The organism is Sphingomicrobium nitratireducens, assembly GCF_026157035.1.
Taxonomy (GTDB): Bacteria; Pseudomonadota; Alphaproteobacteria; order Sphingomonadales; family Sphingomonadaceae; genus Sphingomicrobium; species Sphingomicrobium nitratireducens.
The window spans coordinates 334062-356789 of the sequence record NZ_JANJZA010000001.1; the positions used below are offsets into that span (position 1 = coordinate 334062).

25 protein-coding genes are annotated in these 22728 nt (G+C 66.8%); 19 read left to right on the plus strand and 6 right to left on the minus strand.

What is annotated here, in order from left to right; translation table 11 throughout:
• Positions 1–44: 44 nt before the first annotated feature.
• Both NNY25_RS01675 and NNY25_RS01680 read left to right on the plus strand, forming a co-directional pair.
• Positions 45–1277, plus strand: coding sequence for a cation:proton antiporter (locus tag NNY25_RS01675; RefSeq protein ID WP_265569618.1), 1233 nt, complete (start codon positions 45–47; stop codon positions 1275–1277).
• Positions 1278–1354: 77 nt separating this feature from the next.
• Complete coding sequence (locus tag NNY25_RS01680) at positions 1355–1777, plus strand: hypothetical protein (protein ID WP_265569619.1); 423 nt, start codon at positions 1355–1357, stop codon at positions 1775–1777.
• A 79-nt stretch (positions 1778–1856) separates the two neighbouring features.
• Here the strand turns inward: NNY25_RS01680 and nadB are convergent, their stop codons facing one another.
• Together nadB and NNY25_RS01690 are read right to left on the minus strand one after the other, a co-directional pair.
• Positions 1857–3443: an L-aspartate oxidase gene (nadB, locus tag NNY25_RS01685; RefSeq protein ID WP_265569620.1), complete on the minus strand. Its 1587-nt coding sequence runs from the start codon at positions 3441–3443 to the stop codon at positions 1857–1859.
• On the minus strand, positions 3440–4369 hold the full coding sequence (locus tag NNY25_RS01690) for an ABC transporter ATP-binding protein (protein ID WP_265569622.1): 930 nt from the start codon (positions 4367–4369) through the stop codon (positions 3440–3442). Before NNY25_RS01690 ends, nadB begins: the two co-directional genes overlap by 4 nt.
• Positions 4370–4478: 109 nt before the next feature.
• Here NNY25_RS01690 and NNY25_RS01695 point away from each other — a divergent pair, with 109 nt between their 5' ends.
• The 6 genes from NNY25_RS01695 to NNY25_RS01720 all read left to right on the plus strand — a co-directional run bounded on the left by NNY25_RS01695 (position 4479) and on the right by NNY25_RS01720 (position 8977).
• Positions 4479–5006 (plus strand): DUF4402 domain-containing protein, encoded by a 528-nt coding sequence (locus tag NNY25_RS01695; protein WP_265569623.1) that lies wholly within the window; start codon positions 4479–4481, stop codon positions 5004–5006.
• 115 nt (positions 5007–5121) lie between these two features.
• Positions 5122–5637 carry a DUF4402 domain-containing protein gene (locus NNY25_RS01700; protein ID WP_265569624.1) on the plus strand — a complete coding sequence of 172 codons (516 nt, stop codon included), beginning with the start codon at positions 5122–5124 and terminating at the stop codon, positions 5635–5637.
• 60 nt (positions 5638–5697) lie between these two features.
• Positions 5698–7122, plus strand: a complete 1425-nt coding sequence (locus NNY25_RS01705; RefSeq protein ID WP_265569625.1) for a serine hydrolase domain-containing protein — start codon at positions 5698–5700, stop codon at positions 7120–7122.
• A 32-nt stretch (positions 7123–7154) separates the two neighbouring features.
• Positions 7155–7349, plus strand: a complete 195-nt coding sequence (locus tag NNY25_RS01710) for a zinc-finger domain-containing protein (RefSeq protein WP_265569626.1) — start codon at positions 7155–7157, stop codon at positions 7347–7349.
• A gap of 3 nt (positions 7350–7352) precedes the next feature.
• On the plus strand, positions 7353–8774 hold the full coding sequence (tldD, locus tag NNY25_RS01715; protein WP_265569627.1) for a metalloprotease TldD: 1422 nt from the start codon (positions 7353–7355) through the stop codon (positions 8772–8774).
• Positions 8771–8977, plus strand: coding sequence for a putative signal transducing protein (locus NNY25_RS01720; RefSeq protein WP_265569628.1), 207 nt, complete (start codon positions 8771–8773; stop codon positions 8975–8977). The genes tldD and NNY25_RS01720 overlap by 4 nt, the downstream gene beginning before the upstream one ends.
• On the opposite strand, the gene NNY25_RS01725 is transcribed toward NNY25_RS01720, so the two are convergent.
• Both NNY25_RS01725 and recQ read right to left on the minus strand, forming a co-directional pair.
• Positions 8961–9374, minus strand: a complete 414-nt coding sequence (locus NNY25_RS01725) for a protein tyrosine phosphatase family protein (RefSeq protein ID WP_265569629.1) — start codon at positions 9372–9374, stop codon at positions 8961–8963. The two genes, NNY25_RS01720 and NNY25_RS01725, sit on opposite strands and share 17 nt — an antisense overlap.
• Complete coding sequence (gene recQ, locus NNY25_RS01730) at positions 9368–11131, minus strand: DNA helicase RecQ (protein WP_265569630.1); 1764 nt, start codon at positions 11129–11131, stop codon at positions 9368–9370. Before recQ ends, NNY25_RS01725 begins: the two co-directional genes overlap by 7 nt.
• 130 nt (positions 11132–11261) lie before the next feature.
• Between recQ and NNY25_RS01735 the strand changes: the two genes are divergently transcribed.
• Positions 11262–11477, plus strand: a complete 216-nt coding sequence (locus tag NNY25_RS01735) for a hypothetical protein (RefSeq protein ID WP_265569631.1) — start codon at positions 11262–11264, stop codon at positions 11475–11477.
• A 96-nt stretch (positions 11478–11573) separates the two neighbouring features.
• Entirely contained in the window at positions 11574–13031 is a 1458-nt protein-coding gene (locus NNY25_RS01740) for an AAA family ATPase (protein ID WP_265569632.1), read from the plus strand.
• Here the strand turns inward: NNY25_RS01740 and NNY25_RS01745 are convergent, their stop codons facing one another.
• Positions 13032–14849, minus strand: coding sequence for an ABCB family ABC transporter ATP-binding protein/permease (locus tag NNY25_RS01745; RefSeq protein WP_265569633.1), 1818 nt, complete (start codon positions 14847–14849; stop codon positions 13032–13034).
• A 343-nt stretch (positions 14850–15192) separates the two neighbouring features.
• Here NNY25_RS01745 and NNY25_RS01750 point away from each other — a divergent pair, with 343 nt between their 5' ends.
• On the plus strand, positions 15193–15378 hold the full coding sequence (locus tag NNY25_RS01750) for a PspC domain-containing protein (RefSeq protein ID WP_265569634.1): 186 nt from the start codon (positions 15193–15195) through the stop codon (positions 15376–15378).
• A gap of 64 nt (positions 15379–15442) precedes the next feature.
• On the opposite strand, the gene NNY25_RS01755 is transcribed toward NNY25_RS01750, so the two are convergent.
• Entirely contained in the window at positions 15443–17227 is a 1785-nt protein-coding gene (locus NNY25_RS01755) for an SLC13 family permease (protein WP_265569635.1), read from the minus strand.
• A gap of 202 nt (positions 17228–17429) precedes the next feature.
• Between NNY25_RS01755 and NNY25_RS01760 the strand changes: the two genes are divergently transcribed.
• From NNY25_RS01760 to NNY25_RS01795, 8 genes are all read left to right on the plus strand, one after another.
• Positions 17430–17582: a hypothetical protein gene (locus NNY25_RS01760; protein ID WP_265569636.1), complete on the plus strand. Its 153-nt coding sequence runs from the start codon at positions 17430–17432 to the stop codon at positions 17580–17582.
• 46 nt (positions 17583–17628) lie between these two features.
• Positions 17629–18333, plus strand: a complete 705-nt coding sequence (locus NNY25_RS01765) for a 5'-methylthioadenosine/S-adenosylhomocysteine nucleosidase (RefSeq protein WP_265569637.1) — start codon at positions 17629–17631, stop codon at positions 18331–18333.
• A 139-nt stretch (positions 18334–18472) separates the two neighbouring features.
• Positions 18473–19084, plus strand: a complete 612-nt coding sequence (locus NNY25_RS01770; RefSeq protein ID WP_265569638.1) for a transglutaminase-like cysteine peptidase — start codon at positions 18473–18475, stop codon at positions 19082–19084.
• Positions 19085–19133: 49 nt separating this feature from the next.
• Positions 19134–19760, plus strand: coding sequence for a lysophospholipid acyltransferase family protein (locus tag NNY25_RS01775; RefSeq protein ID WP_265569639.1), 627 nt, complete (start codon positions 19134–19136; stop codon positions 19758–19760).
• Between the two features lie 49 nt (positions 19761–19809).
• Positions 19810–20349 carry a peroxiredoxin gene (locus tag NNY25_RS01780; protein WP_265569640.1) on the plus strand — a complete coding sequence of 180 codons (540 nt, stop codon included), beginning with the start codon at positions 19810–19812 and terminating at the stop codon, positions 20347–20349.
• Positions 20350–20480: 131 nt separating this feature from the next.
• Positions 20481–21935, plus strand: a complete 1455-nt coding sequence (locus NNY25_RS01785; RefSeq protein WP_265569641.1) for a S41 family peptidase — start codon at positions 20481–20483, stop codon at positions 21933–21935.
• A 2-nt stretch (positions 21936–21937) separates the two neighbouring features.
• Entirely contained in the window at positions 21938–22363 is a 426-nt protein-coding gene (locus tag NNY25_RS01790; protein WP_265569642.1) for a cupin domain-containing protein, read from the plus strand.
• Positions 22364–22391: 28 nt separating this feature from the next.
• Positions 22392–22727 (plus strand): Mpo1-like protein, encoded by a 336-nt coding sequence (locus NNY25_RS01795; RefSeq protein WP_265569643.1) that lies wholly within the window; start codon positions 22392–22394, stop codon positions 22725–22727.
• Position 22728: the final 1 nt, after the last annotated feature.

The following is a 22728-nucleotide window of genomic DNA, read 5'->3' on the forward strand; positions in this document are numbered from 1 at the left end:
CTTGACGCCTTGATCGCGCGCGGCGCGCACGCCACAAGGCGGCCATGCATGAAGCCCCGCTCGATTTCACCACGCTCGGCCTTGTCCTGTTCGTCGCGATGCTGGTCGCGATCGGGACGCGGCGCATCAACATGCCCTACAGCGTCGGGCTGGTCATCGCGGGTTTCATCCTCGCGCTCACCCCGGTCGGGATCGACCTCCAGCTGACTCCCGCGATCGTGTTCCAGCTGCTGCTGCCCCCGCTCGTGTTCGAGGCGGCGATCCAGATCCCGTGGAAGAATTTCCGGCGCGAGTTGCCGCTGCTGCTGACCCTGGTGACGGTCGGCGTCGGGCTGGCGGCGGCGCTGGTCGCGGTGGGGATGCATTACCTCGTCGGCTGGGGCTGGCTCGGCGCCGCCTTCTTCGGCGTGCTAATCGCCGCGACCGATCCGGTCAGCGTCATCGCGACCTTCAAGGAGAACAAGGTCGACCACCGCCTCCACCTCCTCGTCGAGAGCGAGAGCCTGCTCAACGACGGGGTCGCGGCCCTGTTGTTCGCGCTGCTCGTCGGGGTCGCGGCGGGTGCGGGACTGGGGCCGGCCGAAGTCGGGCTCGACCTCCTGCGCATCGCGGGCGGCGGCGTGCTCGTCGGCCTCCTCGTGGCGGGCGTGCTGTTGGTCATCGCGGGCCGCACCGAGGACAAATTGGTCGAGATCTCGCTGACCATGCTAGCCGCCTACGGCAGCTTCCTCGCGGCCGAGCATTTCCACATGTCGGGCGTGCTCGCGACCGTCGCGGCCGGCATCCTCGTCGGCAATTACGGCTGGCTCGGGTCGATCAGCGACGAGGGCCGCGGCGCGGTGCTCAGTTTCTGGGACTATGCCGCGTTCGTGGCCAACAGCTTCGTATTCATCCTGATCGGGGATGGCGAGGCCTCGCCCAGCCTGCTCGCCGCCATCCCCGTCGCGGTGATCGCGACCCTGCTCTCGCTCGGCGGGCGCGCGGTGGCAGTCTATCCGGTCACCTTCGCCTTCATCAGGACGAAGCTCGCCATCCCCTTCCGCTACAAGCACGTGTTGTTCTGGGGTGGGCTTCGCGGCGCGCTCAGCCTCGCATTGGCGCTGCTCATCCCCGAAAGCGTGCCAGAGCGCGAGGCGATCATCTCGGCGACCTTCCTCGTCGTCGCCTTCTCGCTGTTCGTCCAAGGCATCACCATGCCGTGGGTGCTGCGCAAGCTCGACCTGGTGCGCGGCCATTTCCCGCCGCACGAAGGCCAGCCGGTCGAGGACGTTCACTAGCATTTGACCCGCGTCAAAGCGGGCATTGCGACCCTCTGCCACTCCTCGTCTCGACCCGAGATTCGAGGAGAGAGTGAATGTCCCGTCCGCTGACCCAGACCGAGGCCGCGCTGCGCGAGGAAGTCGTGCTCGCGCCCCACATCCGCCAGGAAATCGACCGCAGCTTCGAGCTGCCGACCGCCTTGCTCGCGGGCTATTTCGGCCTGTTCCTTGCCTATATCGGCGTGATGGCGAGTGCCTTCTCCAGCCCCGACCTCGTCATTCCGTACGTCGTCTTCGCGGGTTTCATCGTGGCCGCGTTCGCGGTGCCGATGGCGTGGGTGCGGATGAACCCGGCCAAGGCGAAGCACGCGCTGCGGCTCGACGAACTGTCGCGCTTCGGCATCATGACCGAGACCGGCAAGTGCAGTGCGGGCGCGGCCAGTGCGCAGGTGCTGACCCTGCCGATCCTGATCCTGTGCTGGGGCCTCGCCGCCGCGATCATCGCCGCCATCGCCTGACCCCAATTCCCCGAGCGGGGAACGCGCGGCGTCTTTTTCGTCACCCCCAGTACGGAAAAGGCGCCGCGTTTTCGTCCGGCTAGGGTGCGAGAACCGTGTCGACCGCGTCCTTTTCGGTCTCGGGATAGTCGAGGATGAAGTGCAGCCCGCGGCTCTCGTGGCGGTGGAGTGCGGAGCGGACGATGAGGTCGGCAACCTCGAGCAGGTTTCTCAGTTCGATGAGGTCGGGGGTGACGCGGAACGCACCGTAATAGTCGGCCACTTCCTGGCGCAGCATGTCGATCCGACGCTGGGCGCGCTCCAGTCGCTTGGTGGTGCGCACGATGCCGACGAAGTTCCACATGAAGCGGCGGATCTCGCCCCACACCTGCTGGATGACGACTTCCTCGTCGCTGTCGGTGACGCGGCTTTCATCCCACGGCCGCACGTCCGGAATGTCGGCAAAGCCGTCCCAGTTGGCGCGGATATGTTCGGCCGCCGCGTCGCCGAACACGAAACATTCGAGCAATGAGTTGGAGGCGAGGCGGTTGGCGCCGTGGAGGCCCGACTGGGTGACTTCGCCCGCGGCGTAGAGGCCGGGCGCGTCGGTCGCGCCGTGAATGTCCACCAGTACGCCGCCGCACGTGTAATGCTGCGCGGGCACGACCGGGATCGGTTCGGCGGTGATGTCGATGCCCAGCCCGATCAATTTCTCGTAGATCGTCGGGAAGTGATGCTTCACGAATTCCTCGCCCTTGTGGGCGATGTCGAGGTGGACATAGTCGAGCCCGTCGCGCTTGATCTCGGCATCGATCGCGCGCGCCACGATGTCGCGCGGGGCGAGCTCGGCGCGCTCGTCATAGTCGGGCATAAAGCGGTGCCCGGTCTCGGGATGGCGCAGGATGCCGCCTTCGCCGCGCACCGCCTCGGTGATGAGGAAATTCTTGACCTCGAGATTGTAGAGGCAGGTCGGGTGGAACTGCATGAACTCCATGTTCGACACTCGGCACCCCGCGCGCCACGCCATCGCGATCCCGTCGCCGGTCGCCCCGCGCGGCGCGGTCGAGAAGAGGTAGGCGCGCCCGGCCCCGCCGGTCGCCAGCACGGTCGCCTTGGCGAGCAATGTGTCGACCTCGCCCGAACTGCGATTGTAGGCGTAAACGCCGTGCACCGTGCCTTCGGTCGAGAATTCCTTAGTATGGCGCCCGGTGACGAGGTCGATCGCGACCATGTCGGGCACCAGCGTGATGTTGGGGTGCGCCTCGGCGGCATTCTCGAGCGCTTGCGCCACCGCCCAGCCGGTCGCGTCGTTGACGTGGACGATGCGGCGGTGGCTGTGCCCGCCCTCGCGGGTGAGGTGCCAGTCGCCGTCCTCGTCGAGGTTGAAGGGCACGCCAAGCTCGGCCAGCCGCGCGATCGCCGCGGGAGCCTTGGAGACGACATATTCGACAACCTCGCGGTCGTTGAGCCCGGCGCCCGCGATCATCGTGTCGCGCACATGGGCTTCGAAACTGTCTTCCTCTTCGAGCACCGCGGCGATGCCGCCCTGCGCCCACTCGGTCGCCCCGCCGCCGAGCTTGCCCTTGGCGAGGACGGCGACCTTGAACTGCTGCGCGAGGTTGAGCGCCGCGGTCAGCCCGGCAGCGCCCGACCCGATGACGATGACGTCGAAGCGGCGCGCGCTCATGCGGCGGCGTCCGCGCGGGTGAGCGAGAGAAACACGTCCTCGAGGTCGGGTTCGCGCGTCCTCACGTCGATGATCCCGTAGCCGCCCTCGGCAAGCGCGCGGAGCACCTCGCCGGCGTTCACGCGGTCCTTCGAGTAGGTGATCGCGATCTCCTGCGCGCCGACCTGTTCGACCCGCTCGAAGCAGCGGTTCTCCGGCAGGTTCGCGACGTCGCGGTCGAGCGTGACGACCACTTCCTTGTCCTGCGCTTTTGCGATCAGGTCGCGCGTCGGCTCGTTGGCGATGAGGCGGCCGTGGTTGATGATCGCGATGCGATCGCAAAGCTCCTCGGCTTCCTCGAGATAGTGGGTGGTGAGCACGACGGTGACGCCCTGCGCGTGGAGCTTGCGGACATAGTCCCACAGCTGCTGACGCAGATCGATGTCGACGCCTGCGGTCGGCTCGTCGAGGACGAGGATGGGCGGCGAGTGGACCATCGCCTTGGCGACCAGGAGGCGGCGCTTCATGCCGCCCGAGAGCGTGCGCGCATAGGCGTCAGCCTTGTCCGTCAGCCGCATCGCTTCGAGCAGCGCGTCGGTCTGCCTCTTCTCCTTCGGGATACCGTACAGCCCGGCCTGGATTTCGAGCGCTTCCTTCGGCGTGAAGAAGGGGTCGAACAGGATTTCCTGCGGCACGATCCCGATCGAACGCTTGGCGTTGCGCGGATTCCTGTCGATGTCGAAGCCCCACACGGTGGCGCGGCCCGCCGTCTTCACGACCAGCCCGGCGAGGATGTTGATCAGCGTCGACTTGCCCGCGCCGTTGGGGCCGAGCAGCCCGAAGATCTGCCCGCGCGGCACGTCGAAGCTGACATTGTCGAGCGCCTGCTTGCCTCCCGCATAAGTCTTGGAGAGCGATTCGATGCGGATGGCGGGCTCGGTTTCCATGGAAATTCGCATAGCCGCGCTTTTCCTCGAGGGCAAAGTGCGATGGTAAACGCCCGATTTACCTTAATCGTGAAGGTGGATTTCGCATTAACCCTCTTATGGGAGAGGGGTGGCCCACCGCTTTCTCCTTGCCGCGCTCGTAGCGCTCGGCGCAGCCCTGCTGTCGTCGTCCGCGCATGCGCAGGCGGCGAGCAACCCGGACGGGCGCGCCCACGTCCAGCTGATCAAGCCGCTGTCGGTCACCAAGCTCGACGATCTCGACTTCGGGACGGTCACCGTCACCGGGGCCGGCGCGGGCACGATCACCATCGATCCCAACGAAGACGGGGTCGCGGCGATCGCTGCAACCGGCCCGCTCTCGGTGGGGAGCGACGCGCATGCCGCCAAATTCGGCGGTGCGGCGGTCAAGAAGACGGTGGTCATCATCCGCGTGCCCAAGAAGGATGTGCTGATGACCCGTCAGGGCGGTACCGAGCAGATGCGTATCAGCGACTTCACCGTCGAGGGGAACGACAAGAAGACCCTCGCCGCGCTTGAAAGTTTCGACTTCAAGGTCGGCGGCACGCTCCATGTCGAGGACGGCCAGGTCGAGGGGCTTTACGAGGGTACTTTCAACGTCGAGATCCAGTACCCCTGACGCATCCATTTCCGCACCAAACTAGGTTAACAACCCCGACACCACGCGCATGAGGGCGGTGGTGACTTCTGCGATGTTAATCATTTCGCCGAAATTAACTTCGTGGGGCGGACCAGTGGACAGGACCGACACTTGCAAGGCGGCATTGGCTGCGGCGGCGCTCTTTTGCGCAACGCCTGCTGCCGCCCAGGCAACAAGCGCGGACGGGCGCGGCCATGCGCTGATCCTCGTTCCGCTCGAGCTGACCAAGATCGACGATCTCGATTTCGGTACCATCGTCGCGGGTTCGACGCCCGGGACGGTCATCATCCCCGCCAACGGCAGTGCGCGCTCGACCACGGGCGGCGTGACGCCGCTGCCGAGCGATGTCGGTTTTCGCGCGCGCTTCGCGACGGCGGCGACGCGCGGGCAGGAAGTCCTTTTCCTCCTCACCCCGCCGGCGACGCTCGACGACGGCAACGGCAATTCGATCACGGTCGATGCCATGACCATGGACGGGCCCAATCTGCGCTACGCCGATCTCACCACCGGTATCATCTTCGTCGGTGTGGGCGGGATCATCTCGGTCGCCGCCGACCAGCCCGACGGGGTCTACGAGGGCACCTTCAACCTCTACGCCGAATATCGCTAGCTCTCGTCAGCGCTCCCGGGGCGCGTTAGGGTCGCGCCAGACTTCAACCGGGGGCAATCCATGATCCTGAGCCTTCTCCTCGCAGCGCAGGTCGCTGCGCACCAGCCGCATCCCGTCGACGGGTGGTTCGAGGCGATGATCCCCGGGACCATCGTCGTGGGAGAGGAACCGCCAGCGCGCAGCATCGAGGCGCTGATGGCCCACAACCACGTGCCGGGCGTGCAGGTGACGTTGATCGACGACTGGAAGATCGTCGCCACGCGCGCCTATGGCCTGGCCGATGCCCAAAGCGGCCGCGGGAATACGCCGACCACGCGCTTCCAGGCTGCCTCGATCAGCAAGCCGGTGGCGACGATGGCGATGCTCGCGCTGGTCGAGGCGGGCACGCTCGACCTCGATGCCCCGATCAACAGCCAGTTGGAAAGCTGGCGCCTTCCCGACCTCGAGGACGAGGCGGCAGTGACGCTCCGGCGCCTCCTCAGCCATACCGCAGGGACATCGGTCTGGGGGTTCGCGGGATACGGGGCAACCGACGCGTTGCCGACCACCGTCCAGATCCTCGACGGCGTGCCACCCGCCAATAACGAGGCGGTGCGCGTCGTGCTCGAACCGGGCGCACAAAACCGCTATTCGGGGGGCGGCTTCACGATCGCCGAACTAGCTGCCGAAGACCGCGCCGGCGAACAACTCGACCGGATCGCCGAGCGCCTCGTCTTTGCGCCGCTGGGAATGGATGCCTCGAGCTTCGCGATGGCGGACACGTTCGGCGAGGACGTTGCCATCGCCCACGCTCACGATGGCGAAGGGAAACTCCTCGACGGTCTCTACCATCGCTACCCCGAACAGGCCGCCGCGTCCTTGTGGACCACGTCCGACGACATCGCCCGCTTCGCGATCGCGCTGGGACGCGCGTCGAAGGGGGACGAAGGTCTTCCGCTTGAGCCGGAGATGGCGCGCACCATGCTGACCCCGGTGATGGACGGATACGGGCTCGGGATCGGGACGGGCGGCGAGGGCGCGGATGTCCATTTCACCCACAGCGGCTCCAATGCCGGGTTCAAGTCGGTCTTCTTCCTGTTTCCCGAAACGGGCGACGGGATCGTCGTGCTGACCAACGGCGACCGCGGCTCGTCGATCTTCGTGTCGGCCCTGCTGACTGCCGCCAAGGAGATGGGTTGGGGCGGCTTCGAGCCGCGCAGGCTCGAGCGCGCGTCCCTCGATTTCGACGGCCTGGCGGAGGTCGCCGGCACCTACCGGATCGAGGACACGGACTATGTGCTGGGCATCAGCGGCGACGAATTCGTTCTGCTCGATGACGACGGAAGCACGGAGCGAGGCATCGCGATCGCGGGCGACAAGCTTTACCTGCCGCAGGACAACCAGCTGCTCGACATCGTGCGCGACGAGAAAGGCACCGTCACCGCGCTCCAATTCCGCAGCCTCACCTTCCGCAAGGTGCCCCCGTCAGCGTCATCCGGCGATTGAAGCACGCCTTTTGCACTGCTAACGGGCGGGACATGACCGACATTCCCCCGCCCGAGACCATCAAGGTCAAGAGCCTGCGCGTCGCCTGTGACGGCGGCGGCGAGATCGACCCCGCGCTCGGCCATCCGCGCGTCTACCTGCACATCGACGACGACGGTTATGTCGAATGCGGCTACTGCGATCGTCGCTTCGTCCTTGAAGGCGGGCCCGCCGACACCCACTCTTAAGGGATGGACCCGCGCTCCTTCCTCTATCGCGACGGGATGCTCGATCCCGACACCGCGATCTCGCTCGCCCGTCGGCACCTTGCAGCCCATGACGATGGCGAACTCTATCTACAATATTCGGCCGGCGAGCAGTTCGTCTTCGACGACGGCCGCCTGAAGACCGCCGACTATTCGACCGGCAGCGGCTTCGGGCTGCGCGGCGTGTCGGGCGAGACCACTGCTTTCGCCCACGCCAACGAGATCAGCGCCGCGGCGATCGACCGCGCTGCCGCTACGCTGCAGTTGCTCGATCCCTCGAACCGGGGCGGGTCGCCCGCGCCGCAGTATACCAACCGCGCGCTCTACACCGACGGTGACCCGATGAGCCTCGTGCCCTTCGCGAAGAAGGTCGCTTTGTGCCAGGAGATCGAGGCCGCCGCGCGCGCCCGCGATCCGCGCATCGACCAGGTCGCCGTGTCGCTGTCGGGCAGTTGGAGCGTGGTCGAGATCGTGCGCGCCGACGGGTTCGTCGCCACCGACATTCGCCCGCTCGTGCGGCTCAACTGCCAGGTCGTGATGAAGGATGGCGAGCGCCGCGAAACCGGCAGTCACGGGTTCGGCGGCCGCTATCTCTACGATCGCCTGTTCGATCCCAAGGCATGGAATCGCATGGTCGACGAGGCGGTGCGACAGGCCGACGTCAATATGCGCGCGGTCGCGGCGCCCGCGGGCGAGATGCAGGTCGCCTTGGGGCCGGGCTGGTGCGGCGTCCTCCTCCACGAGGCGGTCGGGCACGGGCTCGAAGGCGACTTCAACCGCAAGGGCACCAGCGCCTTTTCGGGCCGCATGGGCGAGCGCGTCGCCGCGCCCGGCGTGACCGTGATCGACGAAGGCTCGATCGACGATCGTCGCGGCTCGCTGTCGATCGACGACGAAGGCACGCCGACGAGCCGCACGGTGCTGATCGAAGACGGCATCCTCAAGGGCTATCTGCAGGACCGGCTCAACGCGCGCCTGATGGGCATGGAGCCGACGGGCAACGGGCGACGCGAATCCTATGCGCACGCGCCCATGCCGCGCATGACCAACACCTTCATGCTGGGCGGCGAGGACGATCCGGAAGAACTGGTCAGCCGCGTCAAGGACGGCATCTACGCCAAGAGCTTCGGCGGCGGGCAGGTCGATATCACCAGTGGGAAGTTCGTCTTCTCCTGCACCGAGGCATACCGAGTGAAGAACGGAAAGATCGGCGATCCCGTAAAGGGTGCGACCCTGATCGGCGACGGTCCGACCGTGCTCACCCGCGTCTCGGGCATCGGCAACGACATGGCCCTCGACGAGGGCGTCGGCATGTGCGGGAAGGGCGGCCAATCGGTCCCCGCAGGCGTGGGCCAGCCGACCATGCTGGTCGACGCGCTCACCGTGGGCGGCACCGACGCGGGATGAGCCTCGTCGAGCTGGCGCGCTTTCCCACCCGGGTCGAGGCCGACCTCGCGCGCCTCGCGCTCGCGAACGAAGGCATCGCCGCCTTCCTCATGGACGACGGCATGAACAATGTGTTCGGCGGGGGCGGACTGGTCGCGGTCCGCCTGATGGTCGATGACAGCGAGGCCGACGAGGCGGCCGCGATCCTCAGAGAAGGTGACTGACCGGCGCGAGGCTGTAGCCCGCGCTTTCGGCGCAACGTTCGAGCTCGGCGCGGTCGTCGCCTTTGTCGGCGCGCGCCACGGCCCACAACATGGTTGAGCGCGTACCCGAGCGGCAGAAGGCGAGCGTCTTGCCCGAACTGCATTGCGCGAGCGCTTCCTGCATGTCGGCGACATCGCTCGGCCCGATCCCGCGTTCGACCGGGACGTGTGCATAGGTCAGCCCCGCGGCCTGCGCGGCAGCCTTCATCTCGGCACTGGTCGGCTGGCCGGGCTCCTCGCCATCGGGACGGTTGTTGATGACCAGCGTATAGCCCTGTTCGGCCAGCGCCTTCATGTCCTCGGGCGCGATTTGCGGTGCGACCGCGATGCGATCGTTGAGGGGTTTGAGGTTCAACATGCCAGTTCCTCCACGGCCTTGAGCAGCGAGGGGCCGAAGCGTTCGAGTTTCTTTTCGCCGATCCCGTCGATGGTGGAAAGCGCGGACAGGCTGTCGGGTTGCATCGCGGCGACCGCGCGCAGCGTGGAATCGTGGAAAATGACGTAGGGCGGGACGCCCTCTTCCTTCGCCAATTGTCGCCGCCATTCGCGCAATGCCTCGAATTTCGGGTCGTGCGGATAGTCTGCCCTGTCGCGCGAACGCCGCCGCGAGGCGCGTGCCGGGGGCCGCGCGATGACCATCTGTTCCTCGCCCTTGAGGATCGCCTTGGCAGCGGGGCCGAACGAGAGGCCACCGAAATCGTCGGCGCGCAGCGCGTCGCGCGCGATCAGTGCCCGCGCCACCGGCCGCACCAGCTTCAACTCGTCCGCGTCCATGATGCCGAACACCGAGATCGCGTGGTGCCCGTTCATGCGCACCTTCTCGTTATCGTCGCCGCCCAGCACCTGCGCTAGATAGGCGATGCCGAAGCGCATCTCGGTGCGGAACGCCGCCGACAGGATCTTCTGCGCGACCACGCTGACGTCGATCGTCTCGGGCGGGGCGAGGCAATTGTCGCAATTGCCGCACGTCTCGGGCGGATCTTCCCCGAAATGCCTGAGCAGGATGGCGCGGCGGCAGGTCGCCGCCTCGACGAACGCCGCCAGCGCGTTGAGCCGCTCGCGCTCGGCATTGCGGCGTTCGGGTTCGACCTCGGTCTCGATGCGGCGGCGGGCGCGCGCGAAATCCTCGGCGCCCCAGAACAGCCATGCCTCGGCCGGATCGCCGTCGCGTCCCGCGCGTCCGGTCTCCTGATAATAGGCCTCGATCGACTTGGGCACGCCGGCATGGGCGATGAAGCGCACGTCGGGCTTGTCGATCCCCATGCCGAACGCGACCGTGGCCGCGATCACCATCTCCTCGCTTTCGACGAAATGCTCCTGGTTGCCCTCGCGCACATTCTTGTCGAGCCCGGCATGGTAGGCCGCGCTCGGCCGCCCGCTTTCGCGCAATTGCTCGGCGACGCGCTCGGTCTGCGCGCGGCTCGGGCAATAGACGATACCCGGTCCCTCGTGCGCCGCGACCAGCCGCTTCAGCTGCGAGGGCAGTCCCTGGCGCGGGACGACGTGGTAGCGGATGTTGGGCCGGTCGAAGCCCGCGACGATCATCCCCTCGCGCTCGATCCCGAGCTGGTCGCAAATGTCGATGCGGGTGCGCTTGTCGGCAGTGGCGGTCAGGGCGAGGCGCGGCGCGCCGAAATGATCGAGCAGCGGACGCAGCAGGCGATAGTCGGGGCGGAAGTCGTGTCCCCATTCGGACACGCAATGCGCCTCGTCGATCGCAAACAGCGCGATGCGCCCTTCCTCGAGCAGCCGCCCGAACCCGTCGGTCGTGGCGCGTTCGGGGGCGACGTAGAGAAGGTCGAGTTCGCCCTGCCGGAAGGCGTCCTGCACCGCGCGCCAGTCCTCGGTCATGCTGGTCAGCGAGGCGGCGCGAATGCCGTTGGCACGCGCCGAGCGGACCTGGTCCTGCATCAGCGCGATCAGCGGCGAGATGACGATCGCCGTGCCGTCGAGCGCGATCGCGGGGAGCTGGTAGCAAAGCGATTTGCCCGCCCCCGTCGGCATCACCGCAAGCGTGTCGTGCCCGTCCATCGTGCGCGCGACGACGTCTTCCTGCACCCCGCGGAAGGAAGAGAAGCCGAAGACGTCATGGAGGAGGCTGTGAATGTCGCGCACGGGCTCCTTCAATGGGCGAAGCGCGCCCGCCCGGCAAGCCATGACGGGCGGTGCCATCAAGACGTAACAGAAGCGCCATAGGGACCGGAGCCAAGGCGGGTGATCCGCACTGGAAACAAGAGACGATCAGATGGATGCGATTCCCTTCGTGATGGTGCTGCTGGGCTGCGTCGACGGCGGCGCGACCTGCGAGCCGATCACCACACTTCCTGCCGCCTATGCGAGCGAGCAGAGCTGCATGGCCTCGCGCGGCGAAATCCTCGAGGCGCTGGGCGACGACCGCATCGTTGCCGAATGCCGCCCCGAGGGCAGCCCTGCGCGCTATGCCGCCAAGGTGACCGCCTGAATTGATGCACGCGTGACACGCCTGCGCGCCTAAAGCGCAGGACCCACGCGATCCGCCCTTGCGCGCCGAGTCCCCTCGCTGCCACAGTCGGCCGCGATGACCGTTTCCGTCGACATGGGCCTCGATCCCCTTTCGAAGCCCGTCCACCTCGATCTCGAAGAACTGCTTGCGACCCGCCTGCTCGTCCAGGGCAATTCGGGGAGCGGAAAGTCGCACCTGTTGCGCCGCCTGCTCGAAAGGAGTGCGGGGCAGGTGCAGCAGGTCATCGTCGATCCCGAGGGCGAATTCGTCACGCTCGCCGACAAATACGGTCACGTCGCGATCGAGGCTGCCGCGCACAGCGAGACCGAGATCGCCAAGCTCGCGGGCCGCATCCGCGAACACCGCCTGTCGGTCGTGCTCAGCCTCGAAGGGCTCGAGACGGACGGGCAGATGCGCTGCGCCGCCGCCTTCCTCAACGCCCTGTTCGATGCGAAGCGCGAACATTGGTATCCCGCGCTGGTGGTGGTCGACGAAGCGCAGATGTTCGCCCCCACCGGCGGCGGCGAAGTGCCCGAGGAAGTGCGCCGCGCGAGCCTGTCGGCAATGACCAACCTGATGTGCCGGGGCCGCAAGCGCGGGCTCGCCGGGATCATCGCCACCCAGCGCCTCGCCAAGCTTGCCAAGAACGTGGCCGCCGAAGCGTCCAACTTCCTGATGGGCCGCACCTTCCTCGACATCGACATGGCGCGCGCGGCCGACCTGCTCGGCATGGAGCGGCGCCAGGCGGAGCAGATCCGCGACCTTGAGCGCGGCCAATTCCTCGGACTCGGCCCGGCCGTCTCGCGCCGCCCCTTGAAGGTCATGATCGGCTCGGTCGAAACCGGCCCGCGCGAAGGCACGCCCAAGCTCGTGCCGCTTCCCGAGGCGGCGCCCGAGGATGTCGAAGCGCTATTGTTCGACGGGCTCGAGGACGCGCCGGTCCCCGCGCCGCCGCCCAGGCCCGAACCCAAGCCGTTGCCGTCCGAGACGATGATGGAAGCGCTCGCCGCCTCGGTGCAGGCCAAGCGCGACGACGAGCCAGCGGCCGCGGAACGCGACCCCGCCGAGATCGAGGGGGTGATCGCCGCCGTGCTCGAAGCGATCGTCGAGGACGAGGAAAGCGCGGGGCGCTCGGCGAGCCTGCTCTACCAGGATTTCTCGGTCCGCTGCCGCATGGCAGGCGTATCCAAGCCGCCGCTCGACCTGCCCGGCTTTACCCGCCGCCTGTCCGCCGCGCGCGCCGGCATCTTCTGTGCGCTCGACGAGGAATGGGGCGCCGCCTTGGAGGCCGCCGAGGACTTGCCCGAAGACATGCTCGGCCCGTTCCTACTGGTCGCCCGCGCGGCCCGCGACGGCGCGCCCTGTCCCAGCGACGAGGATATCGCGACGAGCTACGGCACTGCCAGCCTCGGCCGCGCGCGCCGCCTGCTGAGCTACATCGAAAGCCGCGACCTCATCGTCACGCGCACCGATCTCGGCGGCAAGCGCTCGATTGCGATCCCCGCATTGGGCTGGGCGACCGCGGCCGCGTAGCTACTCTGCTGCGTCCTCGAGCGCACGCTCGGCGGCCTGTCGCGCCCATAGTTCGGCGTAGAGTCCGCCCTTGGCGAGCAGCTGGTCGTGCGTGCCCTGCTCGGCGACGCGGCCTTCGTCGAGGACGACGATGCTGTCGGCACCGGTGATGGTCGACAGGCGGTGCGCGATGACCATCGACGTGCGCTTCTTCATCACCCGGTCGAGGGTCGACTGGATTGCCTCCTCAGTGCGGCTGTCGAGCGCGCTGGTCGCCTCGTCGAGGATCAGGATCGGCGGGTCCTTGACCAGCGTGCGCGCGATCGCGACGCGCTGCTTCTCGCCGCCGGACAGCTTCAGCCCGCGCTCGCCGACCTTGGTGTCGTAACCCTCGGGAAGCTGCGCGATGAAGCCGTCGATCGCGGCGCCCTTCGCGGCGTCCTCGATCACGTCGGGCGTCGCGGCCTCGCGCCCGTAGCCGATATTGTAGCCGATCGTATCGTTGAACAGCACGGTGTCCTGCGGGACGATCCCGATCGCCTCGCGCAGGCTCGCCTGCGTAACGCCGGCGATGTCCTGCCCGTCGATCGCAATGTGGCCGGAAGTGGGATCGTAAAAGCGGTAGAGTAGCCGCGCGAGGGTCGACTTGCCCGCGCCCGACGGGCCGACCACCGCGAGGCTGGTGCCTGCGGGGACAGCGAGGTCGAGGCCCTTGAGGATCTCGCGCCCGTCCTCGTAGGCGAAGCGCACATTCTCGAACCGCACTGCGCCGTCGGTGACGAGAAGCGGTTGCGCATCGGCTGCATCGACGATCTCGGCAGGCGTATCGAGCAGTTCGAACATCTGCTCCATGTCGATCAGCCCCTGCTTGATCGAGCGGTAGACCCAGCCGAGCATGTCGAGCGGGCGGAAGAGTTGCATCAAGAGCGCGTTGACCAGCACCACGTCGCCCGGGGTGAAGCGCCCGACGCTCCAGCCCCAGACGGTAAAGCCCATCGCGCCCGCCATCATCAGGTTGGTGATCAGCGACTGGCCGACATTGAGCCAGGCGAGGCTGGTCTCGTTCTTGACCGCAGCGTCGGTGAAGCTCGCCACCGCGCGGTCGTACTGTTTCGCCTCGCGCTCTTCGGCGCCGAAATATTTGACCGTCTCGTAATTCAGGAGGCTGTCGACCGCGCGCTGGGTGGCGACATTGTCCTCGTCGTTCATCGTGCGCCGGATCGCGACCCGCCACTCGGTCACTTTCCACGTGAAGAAGATGTAGCCAACCACCATCGCCAGCGTCGCCAGCACCATTCCCGCACCGAACTTGACGAAGAAGATCACGCAGATCGCGGTCAGCTCGATCGCGGTGGGAGCGATGTTGAAGAGGAGGAAGTAGAGCATCGAATCGATGCTCTTGGTGCCGCGCTCGACGATGCGCGTGAGGCTGCCGGTGCGCCGCTCGAGGTGGAAGCGCAGCGACAGCGCATGAATATGGCGGAACAGGCGTTGGGCCAGCCGCCGCGCGGCATCCTGCCCGACGCGTTCGAACAAGGCGTTGCGCAGATTGTCAGCCAGGACCGAGCCGAAGCGCATCCCGGCATAGGCCAGCACCAGCCCGCCCACGATCGCGAATGCCTCGCGCTCGACCGACATGCCGTCGACAACGCCCTTGTAGAAGAAAGGCATGGTGAGGATCGCCGCCTTGCCCACCAGCACGAGGAGCAAGGCCGCTACCACGCGTGCGCGCAATGCGGGTGCGTCCTTTGGCCACAGCATCGGGAGGAATCGCCACAGGATGGCGAAGCTTCCGCGCTCCTTGGTGTCTTTCACGCTGGAAGGGCCGCCCCGTCGCATGGGGGCGAAGTAGGGATTGGTGAACGAGGCGGCAAGATGCACGCGCGGCGTTGGGAAATATCCCTATCGATCGGCGGGAAATCCCACCAACTCTTCGACGCGCAGCGTCTCAAGCATTGAAAAACATGGCTTTTTAAAATTGGCACGGCTTGTGCATTGGTTAAGGCGAGCCCAATGGTGGGCTCGCAAAAAGGGAAACAGAACAATGCAACTCTCGCTCGACAAACAGAATGCCATCGCCTCGATCGCGCTCTCGCTGATCTCCGCCGCCCTCTTCGTGAGTGCTGCCATCAGCCCGCTGCCGATCGCGTAAATCCACTCACTCGAACCGAAAGAGAACTCCATGGCCAACAAATTCCTGGTCAAGAAGAGCGAAGCCAAGATCATGGGTGTCGCTGCGGGTCTTGCCGATTACACCGGCGTCGACGCGCTCCTCATCCGCCTCGGCCTCGTCGGCGCGACGCTGCTGACCGGTGGTATCGTCATCGTCTTCTACATCCTGACCGGCCTGCTGGCGGACGCCGCCTGAGGCCACGCTCGGCAGGCCCGCGCCTTCATCGCGAAGGGGCGGGCCTCGCTTTACCGGGTCCTCGTCAGAGCCCGTAGGTCAGCGACAGGATCACCGACAGGCTGACCACCATCAGGAAGACGAGCGGAATCCCCGTCTTCAGATAATCCTTAAATTCGTAATCGCCTTCGGCCATGATCAGCATGTTGGTCTGGTAGGCAATCGGCGTCGCGTAGCACAGGTTGCAGCCGAACAGCACGGCCAGCACCAGCGGCTCCACCGGCAATCCCAACTGTCCCGCCAGACTGAAGGCGATCGGCGTGCCCACCGCGGCCGCGGTCGCGTTCGAAGCGAAGTTGGTGAGCAACGTCACGAACAGCATGATCAGCGCGAGCACGATCGAGGGCGCGAGGCCTTCCATGCCGGCCGCGAGCGACGTGCCGAGATATTGCGCCGCGCCCGAATCCAGGATCAGTCGCCCGATCGCGATCGACGCGGCGACCAGCACGATCACCTTGGCCGAAAGCGCCCTTCCCACTTTCTCGAAATGGACGCAGCCGGTGATGAACATGGCGACCGCGCCCGCCAGCGCGGAGATGGCGATCGGCACAATGCCCAGCGAGGCGAGCAGCACTGCGGTTCCCATGATCGCGATCGCGGTGAGCGCCTTGGACGTGCGCGGCAGCGGCTTGGCGCCGTCGAGCAGGAGCAGCGTTTCGCCCTGCGCGAATTCCTGCAGGGCGCGCTCGCGACCGAGCACGAGCAGGATGTCGCCTTCGGCGAGCCGTGCCTCGGCGCTCATCTCGCGCGGGGGCGCGAAGCCGCGGCTCGGTGCCTGCGCGACGCCCATCACCGCGACGCCCTTGATGCCCGCGGTCTGGAGCGTGCGTCCGACCAGGCGGCTGTCGCCCGACACTGCCATCTCGGCCTCGATCAGGTCCTCGCCCGACTTGGCGCTTTCCTTGTGGAGGCGGTCGACCAGCCAGCGCGGCGCCGCGGTCGCGCCGAGCTTGCGTGCGCCCTCGCGCAGCGCGTCGGGGGTCGCGAAGACCGGGATCCGCGCGCCCGGCTGCAGCGCGTCGGGCGGGCTGAGGAAATCGAACTGTTCGGGAAGCTTGTCCGTCAGTTCTTCCGCCGGTGCGCCGAGATAGGAACTCGACGTGCCGACCCTGAGCGTCGCGATGAACCGGCGGGGCTCATGGCCGGCCTCGACGCTGTTGTCGGGCAAAAGCCGCGGCATCACCAGCCAGATGTAGGGCAGGCAGACGAGCGCCGCCATCAGCACAATCGGGGTGAAGTGGAAGATGGGCAGTTCGGGCAGGCCGAGGTCGGCCGCGATCGCCACCACCAGCAGGTTGGTCGAGGTGCCGATGGTGGTCGCCATGCCGCCGATGAGGATGGCGGCGTTGAGCGGGATCAGCGTCTTGGACGCCGGCATCGCGCCCTGCTGGGCGAGCTGGACCATGATCGGGATCAGGAGCACGAGGACCGGCGTGTCGTTGACGACCATGCTCGCCGCCATGGCGAGGCCCAGCGTGACGAGGAGGCCCAGATGATGGCCGATCCTCCAGATTCCCGCGAGCGCGCGCGCGGCCGGCTGGAGCGCGCCGGTGACGACGAGGCCCCTCCCCATCACCATCAGTGCGGAGATGGTGATGAGCGCGGTATGGCCGAATCCGCCGAACGCGATCTCGAGCCCGTCCTTGGGGGCGGTGCCGGGTAGAGGCACGAGGTAGAGCATCAGCGCGATCGCGCCGATCGTCATTAGCGAGACGATTTCCACGCGGAACCGGTTGGACGCGAAGGCGACGAACATCCCGACCGCCACGAGCATGGCGAGCGCGGCATGAAGGCTGGGAAGCGCGATCACCGGTCAGCCCCCCCGTCGATGGTTGCGCACTGTCACGCCGGCGACATTATGCGGGGCTTGCGCGGAAATATAGCCCCCGCGCTCGCGCCTTCCTGTGTCGGGATACGGACTTTGGTCTTGACGGGCGCGAATGCGCGGTTTCTGCTGCAACCTATGCCCGCTCCCGTAGGTTGGACGAGGCAGGAAAGGCAGGAACGGCCGCATGGAAAAAATCGGCGATGAAGTCCATCTCAACGAGGAAGAGGCCACCGGTGGCAGCAAGCCGCACGTGATGCGCTGGGTCCTCGGCGTCTCGCTCGTCCTCATTGTCATCGCCATGTCGCTCGTCTGGCTGATCCCGTCGATTTTCGGCTGATGCTCGGCTAAACTCGGCCGCGATGGCCGATTTCAAGGAACCTCCCGTGTCCCAGACAAGACAAAGGGTGGGGATCATCACCGGCTTGATGGAGGAGGCGGACGCCTTCCGGCCCGGCACGGGCGCGATCGAGGGCGACTGCCCCTTCTACTGCCGCCACGGCGAGGACTTCGCCGTCGCTTGCGCAGGGATCGGCAAGGTCAACGCGGCGATGGCCGCCTCCTGGCTGATCATGAACGGTTGCGTCCTGCTCGTGAGCATGGGCGTGGCGGGCCGCATCGCGGCCGGACCGCGCGGTGCGCACTGGCTGACCGAAGCCCTCCAGCACGACTATGGAGCTGAACGCAGCGACGGGTTCGCCCGCTTTCGCGCCGGCAGCCTACCGTTCGGCCCGCCCAGGCTCGATCCGTACCGCGCGATTCCCGATCCGGGTCTGAACCTCCCGCAATGCCGTATTCTGACCGGCGACCGCTTCATCGAAAATCGCGACTATGCGCTCAAACTCGGCGCGCTCCTCGATGCCGAACTGATCGACATGGAAACCGGCGCGGTCGCTCAGGTGGCGACGATGCACGGCCTGCCATGGGCGGGGGTGCGCTCGGTCAGCGACGAGGTCGATCACGACAGCGTCGACCAGTTCGAGGCCAACCTGATGGCGGCGGCCCGCGAGGCGGCACAGGCCGTGGACCGGCTGATCCCTCTCTTGGCACAGCAGGAAATCATGACGGACAGCTCGGCTCGCCGCGCCTGACCCTCACTTCGCCGCCAACAGGAAAACTCCCGTTTACCAGCGGCTTGCGCCGAGTCGACCCGGCGGGACTGATGCGGCGCGGGAGGCGGCATCGTCCTGACGTCGCGGGGAATTCGAGTAATATTTCGTGGGTTGCGCAATGCAGCGCCTCGTCCTGGGGCTGCTTCTTCTGGCCATGACGATCGGCACCGTGGCGGCCAAGGCGCACGCGGCGCCCGTCGACCTGCCGTTCGGCGCCGGGCTCGCCATCGAGCGCGGAGCGATCGCCGATCGCGGGCGATCGTTCGAGGCGATGATCGCAACCGATGCGCGCGTCGCGCGCCTTGTCCAGCCGGTCGAGGGCCTGACCGAAGCGCGCCAGCTTGCCTACGTGCAGGCCGTGATTGGGGAAATGATCGCGTGGCGCAGCGATGCGCAACTCTATGCGTCGAGCGACCGTTGGGCGTCGCCCCGCGAAACCCTCGCCAGGCGTGCGGGCGATTGCGAGGACATCGCCATCCTCAAGCTCGCGTCGCTGGCCAGCCTCGGCTTTTCCCACGATCGGCTCGCGCTCGTCGTCGGCACCGATGCGGTGCGCGGCGATCATGCCATCGCCGCCGTGCGGAGCGGGGGCGGGTGGCAGTTGCTCGATGACGACGGGCGGGTGCGGAGCGCCGCCGCGAACGCCCGCTTTGCCCCGGTCTACAGCCTGGTCGGCGGACAGGCGTACCTGCACGGCACGTCACGCCTCGTTCGCCCGGCGGCACCCTGACACGGCTGCCGGGCTTGCCAATTGCGTGCCGAGCGCCGAAGGGTGGGCCATGGGGGAAATCCGCTGCGATCCGAATGCCCGCCTGAGCCTCGCCGCACGGCTCGTGCGCTGGCTGCTGATCGGGCTCTACCGCCTGCGCGGCTGGTCCATCGACGGCAGCCTTCCGGACATTCGCAAGTTCGTTCTCGCGGGTGCCTCGCACACGTCGAACTGGGACTTCATCGTGTTTCTCGGCGTAACCGACGAGCTCGGAATCCGCCCGCGATTCATGGGCAAGAACACGCTGTTCCGCTGGCCGATGAAGCAGTTCATGTGCGGGCTCGGCGGCGTGCCGGTCGACCGCTCGGCGCGCAAGGACATGGTGGCGCAGATGGCCGACCAGTTCGCCGCCCATGACGAGTTCGCGCTGGTCGTCGCGATCGAGGGGACGCGCTCGCCCACGCGCCACTGGAAAAGCGGCTTCTATCGCATCGCCGAGGCGGCAGGCGTGCCGATCGTGTGCGTTGGGCCGGACTACGAACGCCGCCGCGGGGTGATCGGGCCGGTCATCCATCCCAGCGGCAACTACGAGGCCGACCTGGCGAAAATGATCGCCTTCTTCCGCACGCTGAAACCGCGGCACCCCGAGCGGGCGCTGTTTCCCGACGATCCGGAGCCGCCCGAAAGTCCGGCGTGACAAAGCGCGCCGCGCGCCTATCATCGTGAAGCCTGGTAGGAGCCTCGTCATGTCCGGTCCGCGTTTTCTCGTTGCTGCCCTTTTGTCGCTGTCCATCGCCGCCCCGGCCGCGGCCGAACTTCCGCAGGGCAGCAAGGCGCCCGACTTTAAGACGATGGGCGCGGTCGGCGGCAAGACCTTCCGCCTGCACCTTTCCGAACAGCTGCAGCACGGACCGCTGGTGCTCTATTTCTTCCCCAAGGCCTTCACCAAGGGCTGCACGCTGGAGAGCAAGGCGTTCGCCGACGCGATGCCCGACTTCCGCAAGGCGGGCGCGCGGGTGGTCGGCCTGTCGACCGACGATCTCGAAACGCTCGAGAAATTCTCGACCGAGGTTTGCCGCTCGGTCGTCCCCATGGCCCGCGCCACCCCGTCGATGGTCAAGGCCTATGACGTCGCGATGCCGGTCGTTGATACGGTGACGCCGATGTCCGACCGCACCTCCTATGTGATCGATACCGACGGCACGATCGTCATGGTGCATTCGCAGATGGATTATGCCGAGCATGTCGCACGTACCCTCGCCGCGGTCCGCGCCCTCGCCGACTAACGTGGTTTAAGTGTCTAAAAAGACACAATGAATTGAAAACCGACAATAAGAGTCGGCTAGCGAACTTGTGTCGCGGGGAGAGGTCGGCAAAGTCCTGTCAGCCCCTGTATTCTCGACATGGAGATTTGCTGATGCGTCCGTCGCGTATGACCGGAGTGATTGCCCTTGCCGCCGTGCTGTCCGCGTGCGGTGGCGGTAGTGGCGGTGGTGGTACTCCCACCTCCTCGGTCACCCCCAGCCCGTCGCCGACCCCGGCCCCGACGCCCACGCCGACTCCGACCAGCACCGCCTGTTCGCTGAGCGCGCGGCAGGACTGGGCGCTTGGCGAGATGGAGAGCTGGTACCTGTTCGACACGCTGCTCAACACCGGCGTGAACAAGGCCGCGCACTCGACCCTCCAGTCCTACATCGACGCGCTGGTCGCCCAGGCGCGTGCGCAGAACAAGGACAAGCATTTCACCTACGTCACCTCGATCGCCGAGGAAGAGGCCTATTACAGCTCGGGCTCGACTGCCGGGTTCGGCGTGCGCCTGACGCTCGATGCCTCGAACCGCCTGTTCATCATGGAAGCGTTCGAATCCGGCCCCGCCTATGCGCAGGGCATCGACCGCGGGACCGAGATCCTCGAGATCGGTGACAGCGCCTCGACCAAGAAGTCGGTGTCCTCGATCATGGCCTCCGGCGGTTCGGCGGCGCTCAACGCCGCGCTCGGGCCGAGCGAGGAAGGCGTCACCGTGTACTTCACCATCGACAACGGGGCGGGCCCTGTCAGCGTCGTCGTGACCAAGGCCGACTATTCGCTCGACCCGGTTTCGTCGCGCTACGGCTACAAGGTCCTCGACGACGGCGGCAAGAAGGTCGGATACATCAATCTTCGCACGTTCATCTCGACCGCCAACGCGCCGCTCAGCACCGCCTTCGCGACCTTCAAGTCGCAGGGGATCAACGAGTTCATCATCGACTTCCGCTACAATGGCGGCGGCCTGGTGTCGGTCGCCGAGCATATCGGCGACCTGCTCGGCGGCAGCTGGGATAACGAGGTCTTCAGTCACACGACCTTCAACTCGTCGAAGTCGGTCTACAACAGCACCTATCGCTTCAATCCCGACAGCAACTCGGTGAGCCCGACCAAGATCGCGTTCATAGGCACGGGCAACACCGCGTCGGCGAGCGAGCTCGTCGCGAACGCGATGAAGCCTTATGTCGGCACCAACCTCGCGCTAGTCGGCGGCAATACGTACGGCAAGCCGGTCGGCCAGGTGGCGCGCGATCTTGCACCGTGCGACGACCGCCTCCGCGTGGTCGCCTTCAAGACGGTCAACGCCGACAACGAGGGCGAATATTTCAGCGGTCTCGCCGGCGTCATGCCCAACACGTGCGCGGCCACCGACGACCTGTCGGCGCAGCTCGGTTCGAAAGACGAGGACATGATCGCGACCGCGCTCGACTTCCTCGGCGGCCGCAGCTGCACCCCGATCTCCTCGTCGGGTCTCAAGCCGCAGGCGCTCAAGGAGCGCTATCGTGCCCTGCAGCCGGAACTCGACGAGATGACGGCCGCCCAGCACGAGGTGCCGGGCCTCTACTAGGCGTGTCGGCGCGCGCCCTGATCGAGCGATTGCGGCTCGTCCCTCATCCCGAGGGCGGCTGGTATCGCGAGACGTGGCGCGCGCCCTCGCTCGGGGGGGAACGGGCGGTCGGGACCGCCATCTACTTCCTGCTCGAGGCGGGCCAGCGTTCGCACTGGCACCGCATCGACGGCCACGAGATATGGCTGTGGCACGAGGGCGATCCGCTCGAGCTGGAAACCGCGGTCGGCAAGACCGGCCCGGTTGACCGCGTCGTGCTCGGTGTCGACGGTGCCTACCAGGCGATCGTGCCTGCCTCGGCCTGGCAACAGGCGCGTCCGCTCGACGGACAGGCCGGCTATTCGCTCGTCTCGTGCATCGTCGCCCCGGGCTTCACATTTGACGGTTTCGAATTGGCGGACGATGATTGGTCCCCTGGCGGCGCGTAGGGCGCGGGACCGGGAAGGGGTTTGAACATTGGGTCAGCGGATCGAGACGTTCGGCGAATTCTGGCTGTTCTACCTGCGCGAGCATTCGCGCCCGCAGACGCGCGCGCTCCATTATGTCGGCACTACCCTCGTCGTGCTGCTCGCCTTCCTGCTCGTCCTGACAGGACGCTGGCAGCTCGCCGTCGCGATGCCGGTGGCGGGGTATTTCTTCGCTTGGGTCGCCCATTTCGGAATCGAGAAGAACCGCCCCGCGACCTTCACCTACCCGCTCTGGTCGTTGATCGCGGATTTCAGGATGTGGGGCCTTGCCCTGGCCGGCAGACTCGGCCCCGAACTCGACCGCGCGGGCGTGCCGCGCGCCTGAC

Excerpts from the sequence above, each read along its gene's own strand:
- NNY25_RS01675 (WP_265569618.1), top strand. The coding sequence starts at position 45 with ATGCATGAAGCCCCGCTCGATTTCACCACGCTCGGCCTTGTCCTGTTC.
- NNY25_RS01680 (WP_265569619.1), top strand. The coding sequence starts at position 1,355 with ATGTCCCGTCCGCTGACCCAGACCGAGGCCGCGCTGCGCGAGGAAGTC.
- nadB (WP_265569620.1), bottom strand. The coding sequence starts at position 3,443 with ATGAGCGCGCGCCGCTTCGACGTCATCGTCATCGGGTCGGGCGCTGCC.
- NNY25_RS01690 (WP_265569622.1), bottom strand. The coding sequence starts at position 4,369 with ATGGAAACCGAGCCCGCCATCCGCATCGAATCGCTCTCCAAGACTTAT.
- NNY25_RS01705 (WP_265569625.1), top strand. The coding sequence starts at position 5,698 with ATGATCCTGAGCCTTCTCCTCGCAGCGCAGGTCGCTGCGCACCAGCCG.
- NNY25_RS01710 (WP_265569626.1), top strand. The coding sequence starts at position 7,155 with ATGACCGACATTCCCCCGCCCGAGACCATCAAGGTCAAGAGCCTGCGC.
- tldD (WP_265569627.1), top strand. The coding sequence starts at position 7,353 with ATGGACCCGCGCTCCTTCCTCTATCGCGACGGGATGCTCGATCCCGAC.
- NNY25_RS01720 (WP_265569628.1), top strand. The coding sequence starts at position 8,771 with ATGAGCCTCGTCGAGCTGGCGCGCTTTCCCACCCGGGTCGAGGCCGAC.
- NNY25_RS01725 (WP_265569629.1), bottom strand. The coding sequence starts at position 9,374 with ATGTTGAACCTCAAACCCCTCAACGATCGCATCGCGGTCGCACCGCAA.
- NNY25_RS01735 (WP_265569631.1), top strand. The coding sequence starts at position 11,262 with ATGGATGCGATTCCCTTCGTGATGGTGCTGCTGGGCTGCGTCGACGGC.
- NNY25_RS01740 (WP_265569632.1), top strand. The coding sequence starts at position 11,574 with ATGACCGTTTCCGTCGACATGGGCCTCGATCCCCTTTCGAAGCCCGTC.
- NNY25_RS01745 (WP_265569633.1), bottom strand. The coding sequence starts at position 14,849 with ATGCGACGGGGCGGCCCTTCCAGCGTGAAAGACACCAAGGAGCGCGGA.
- NNY25_RS01750 (WP_265569634.1), top strand. The coding sequence starts at position 15,193 with ATGGCCAACAAATTCCTGGTCAAGAAGAGCGAAGCCAAGATCATGGGT.
- NNY25_RS01760 (WP_265569636.1), top strand. The coding sequence starts at position 17,430 with ATGGAAAAAATCGGCGATGAAGTCCATCTCAACGAGGAAGAGGCCACC.
- NNY25_RS01770 (WP_265569638.1), top strand. The coding sequence starts at position 18,473 with ATGCAGCGCCTCGTCCTGGGGCTGCTTCTTCTGGCCATGACGATCGGC.
- NNY25_RS01775 (WP_265569639.1), top strand. The coding sequence starts at position 19,134 with ATGGGGGAAATCCGCTGCGATCCGAATGCCCGCCTGAGCCTCGCCGCA.
- NNY25_RS01780 (WP_265569640.1), top strand. The coding sequence starts at position 19,810 with ATGTCCGGTCCGCGTTTTCTCGTTGCTGCCCTTTTGTCGCTGTCCATC.
- NNY25_RS01785 (WP_265569641.1), top strand. The coding sequence starts at position 20,481 with ATGCGTCCGTCGCGTATGACCGGAGTGATTGCCCTTGCCGCCGTGCTG.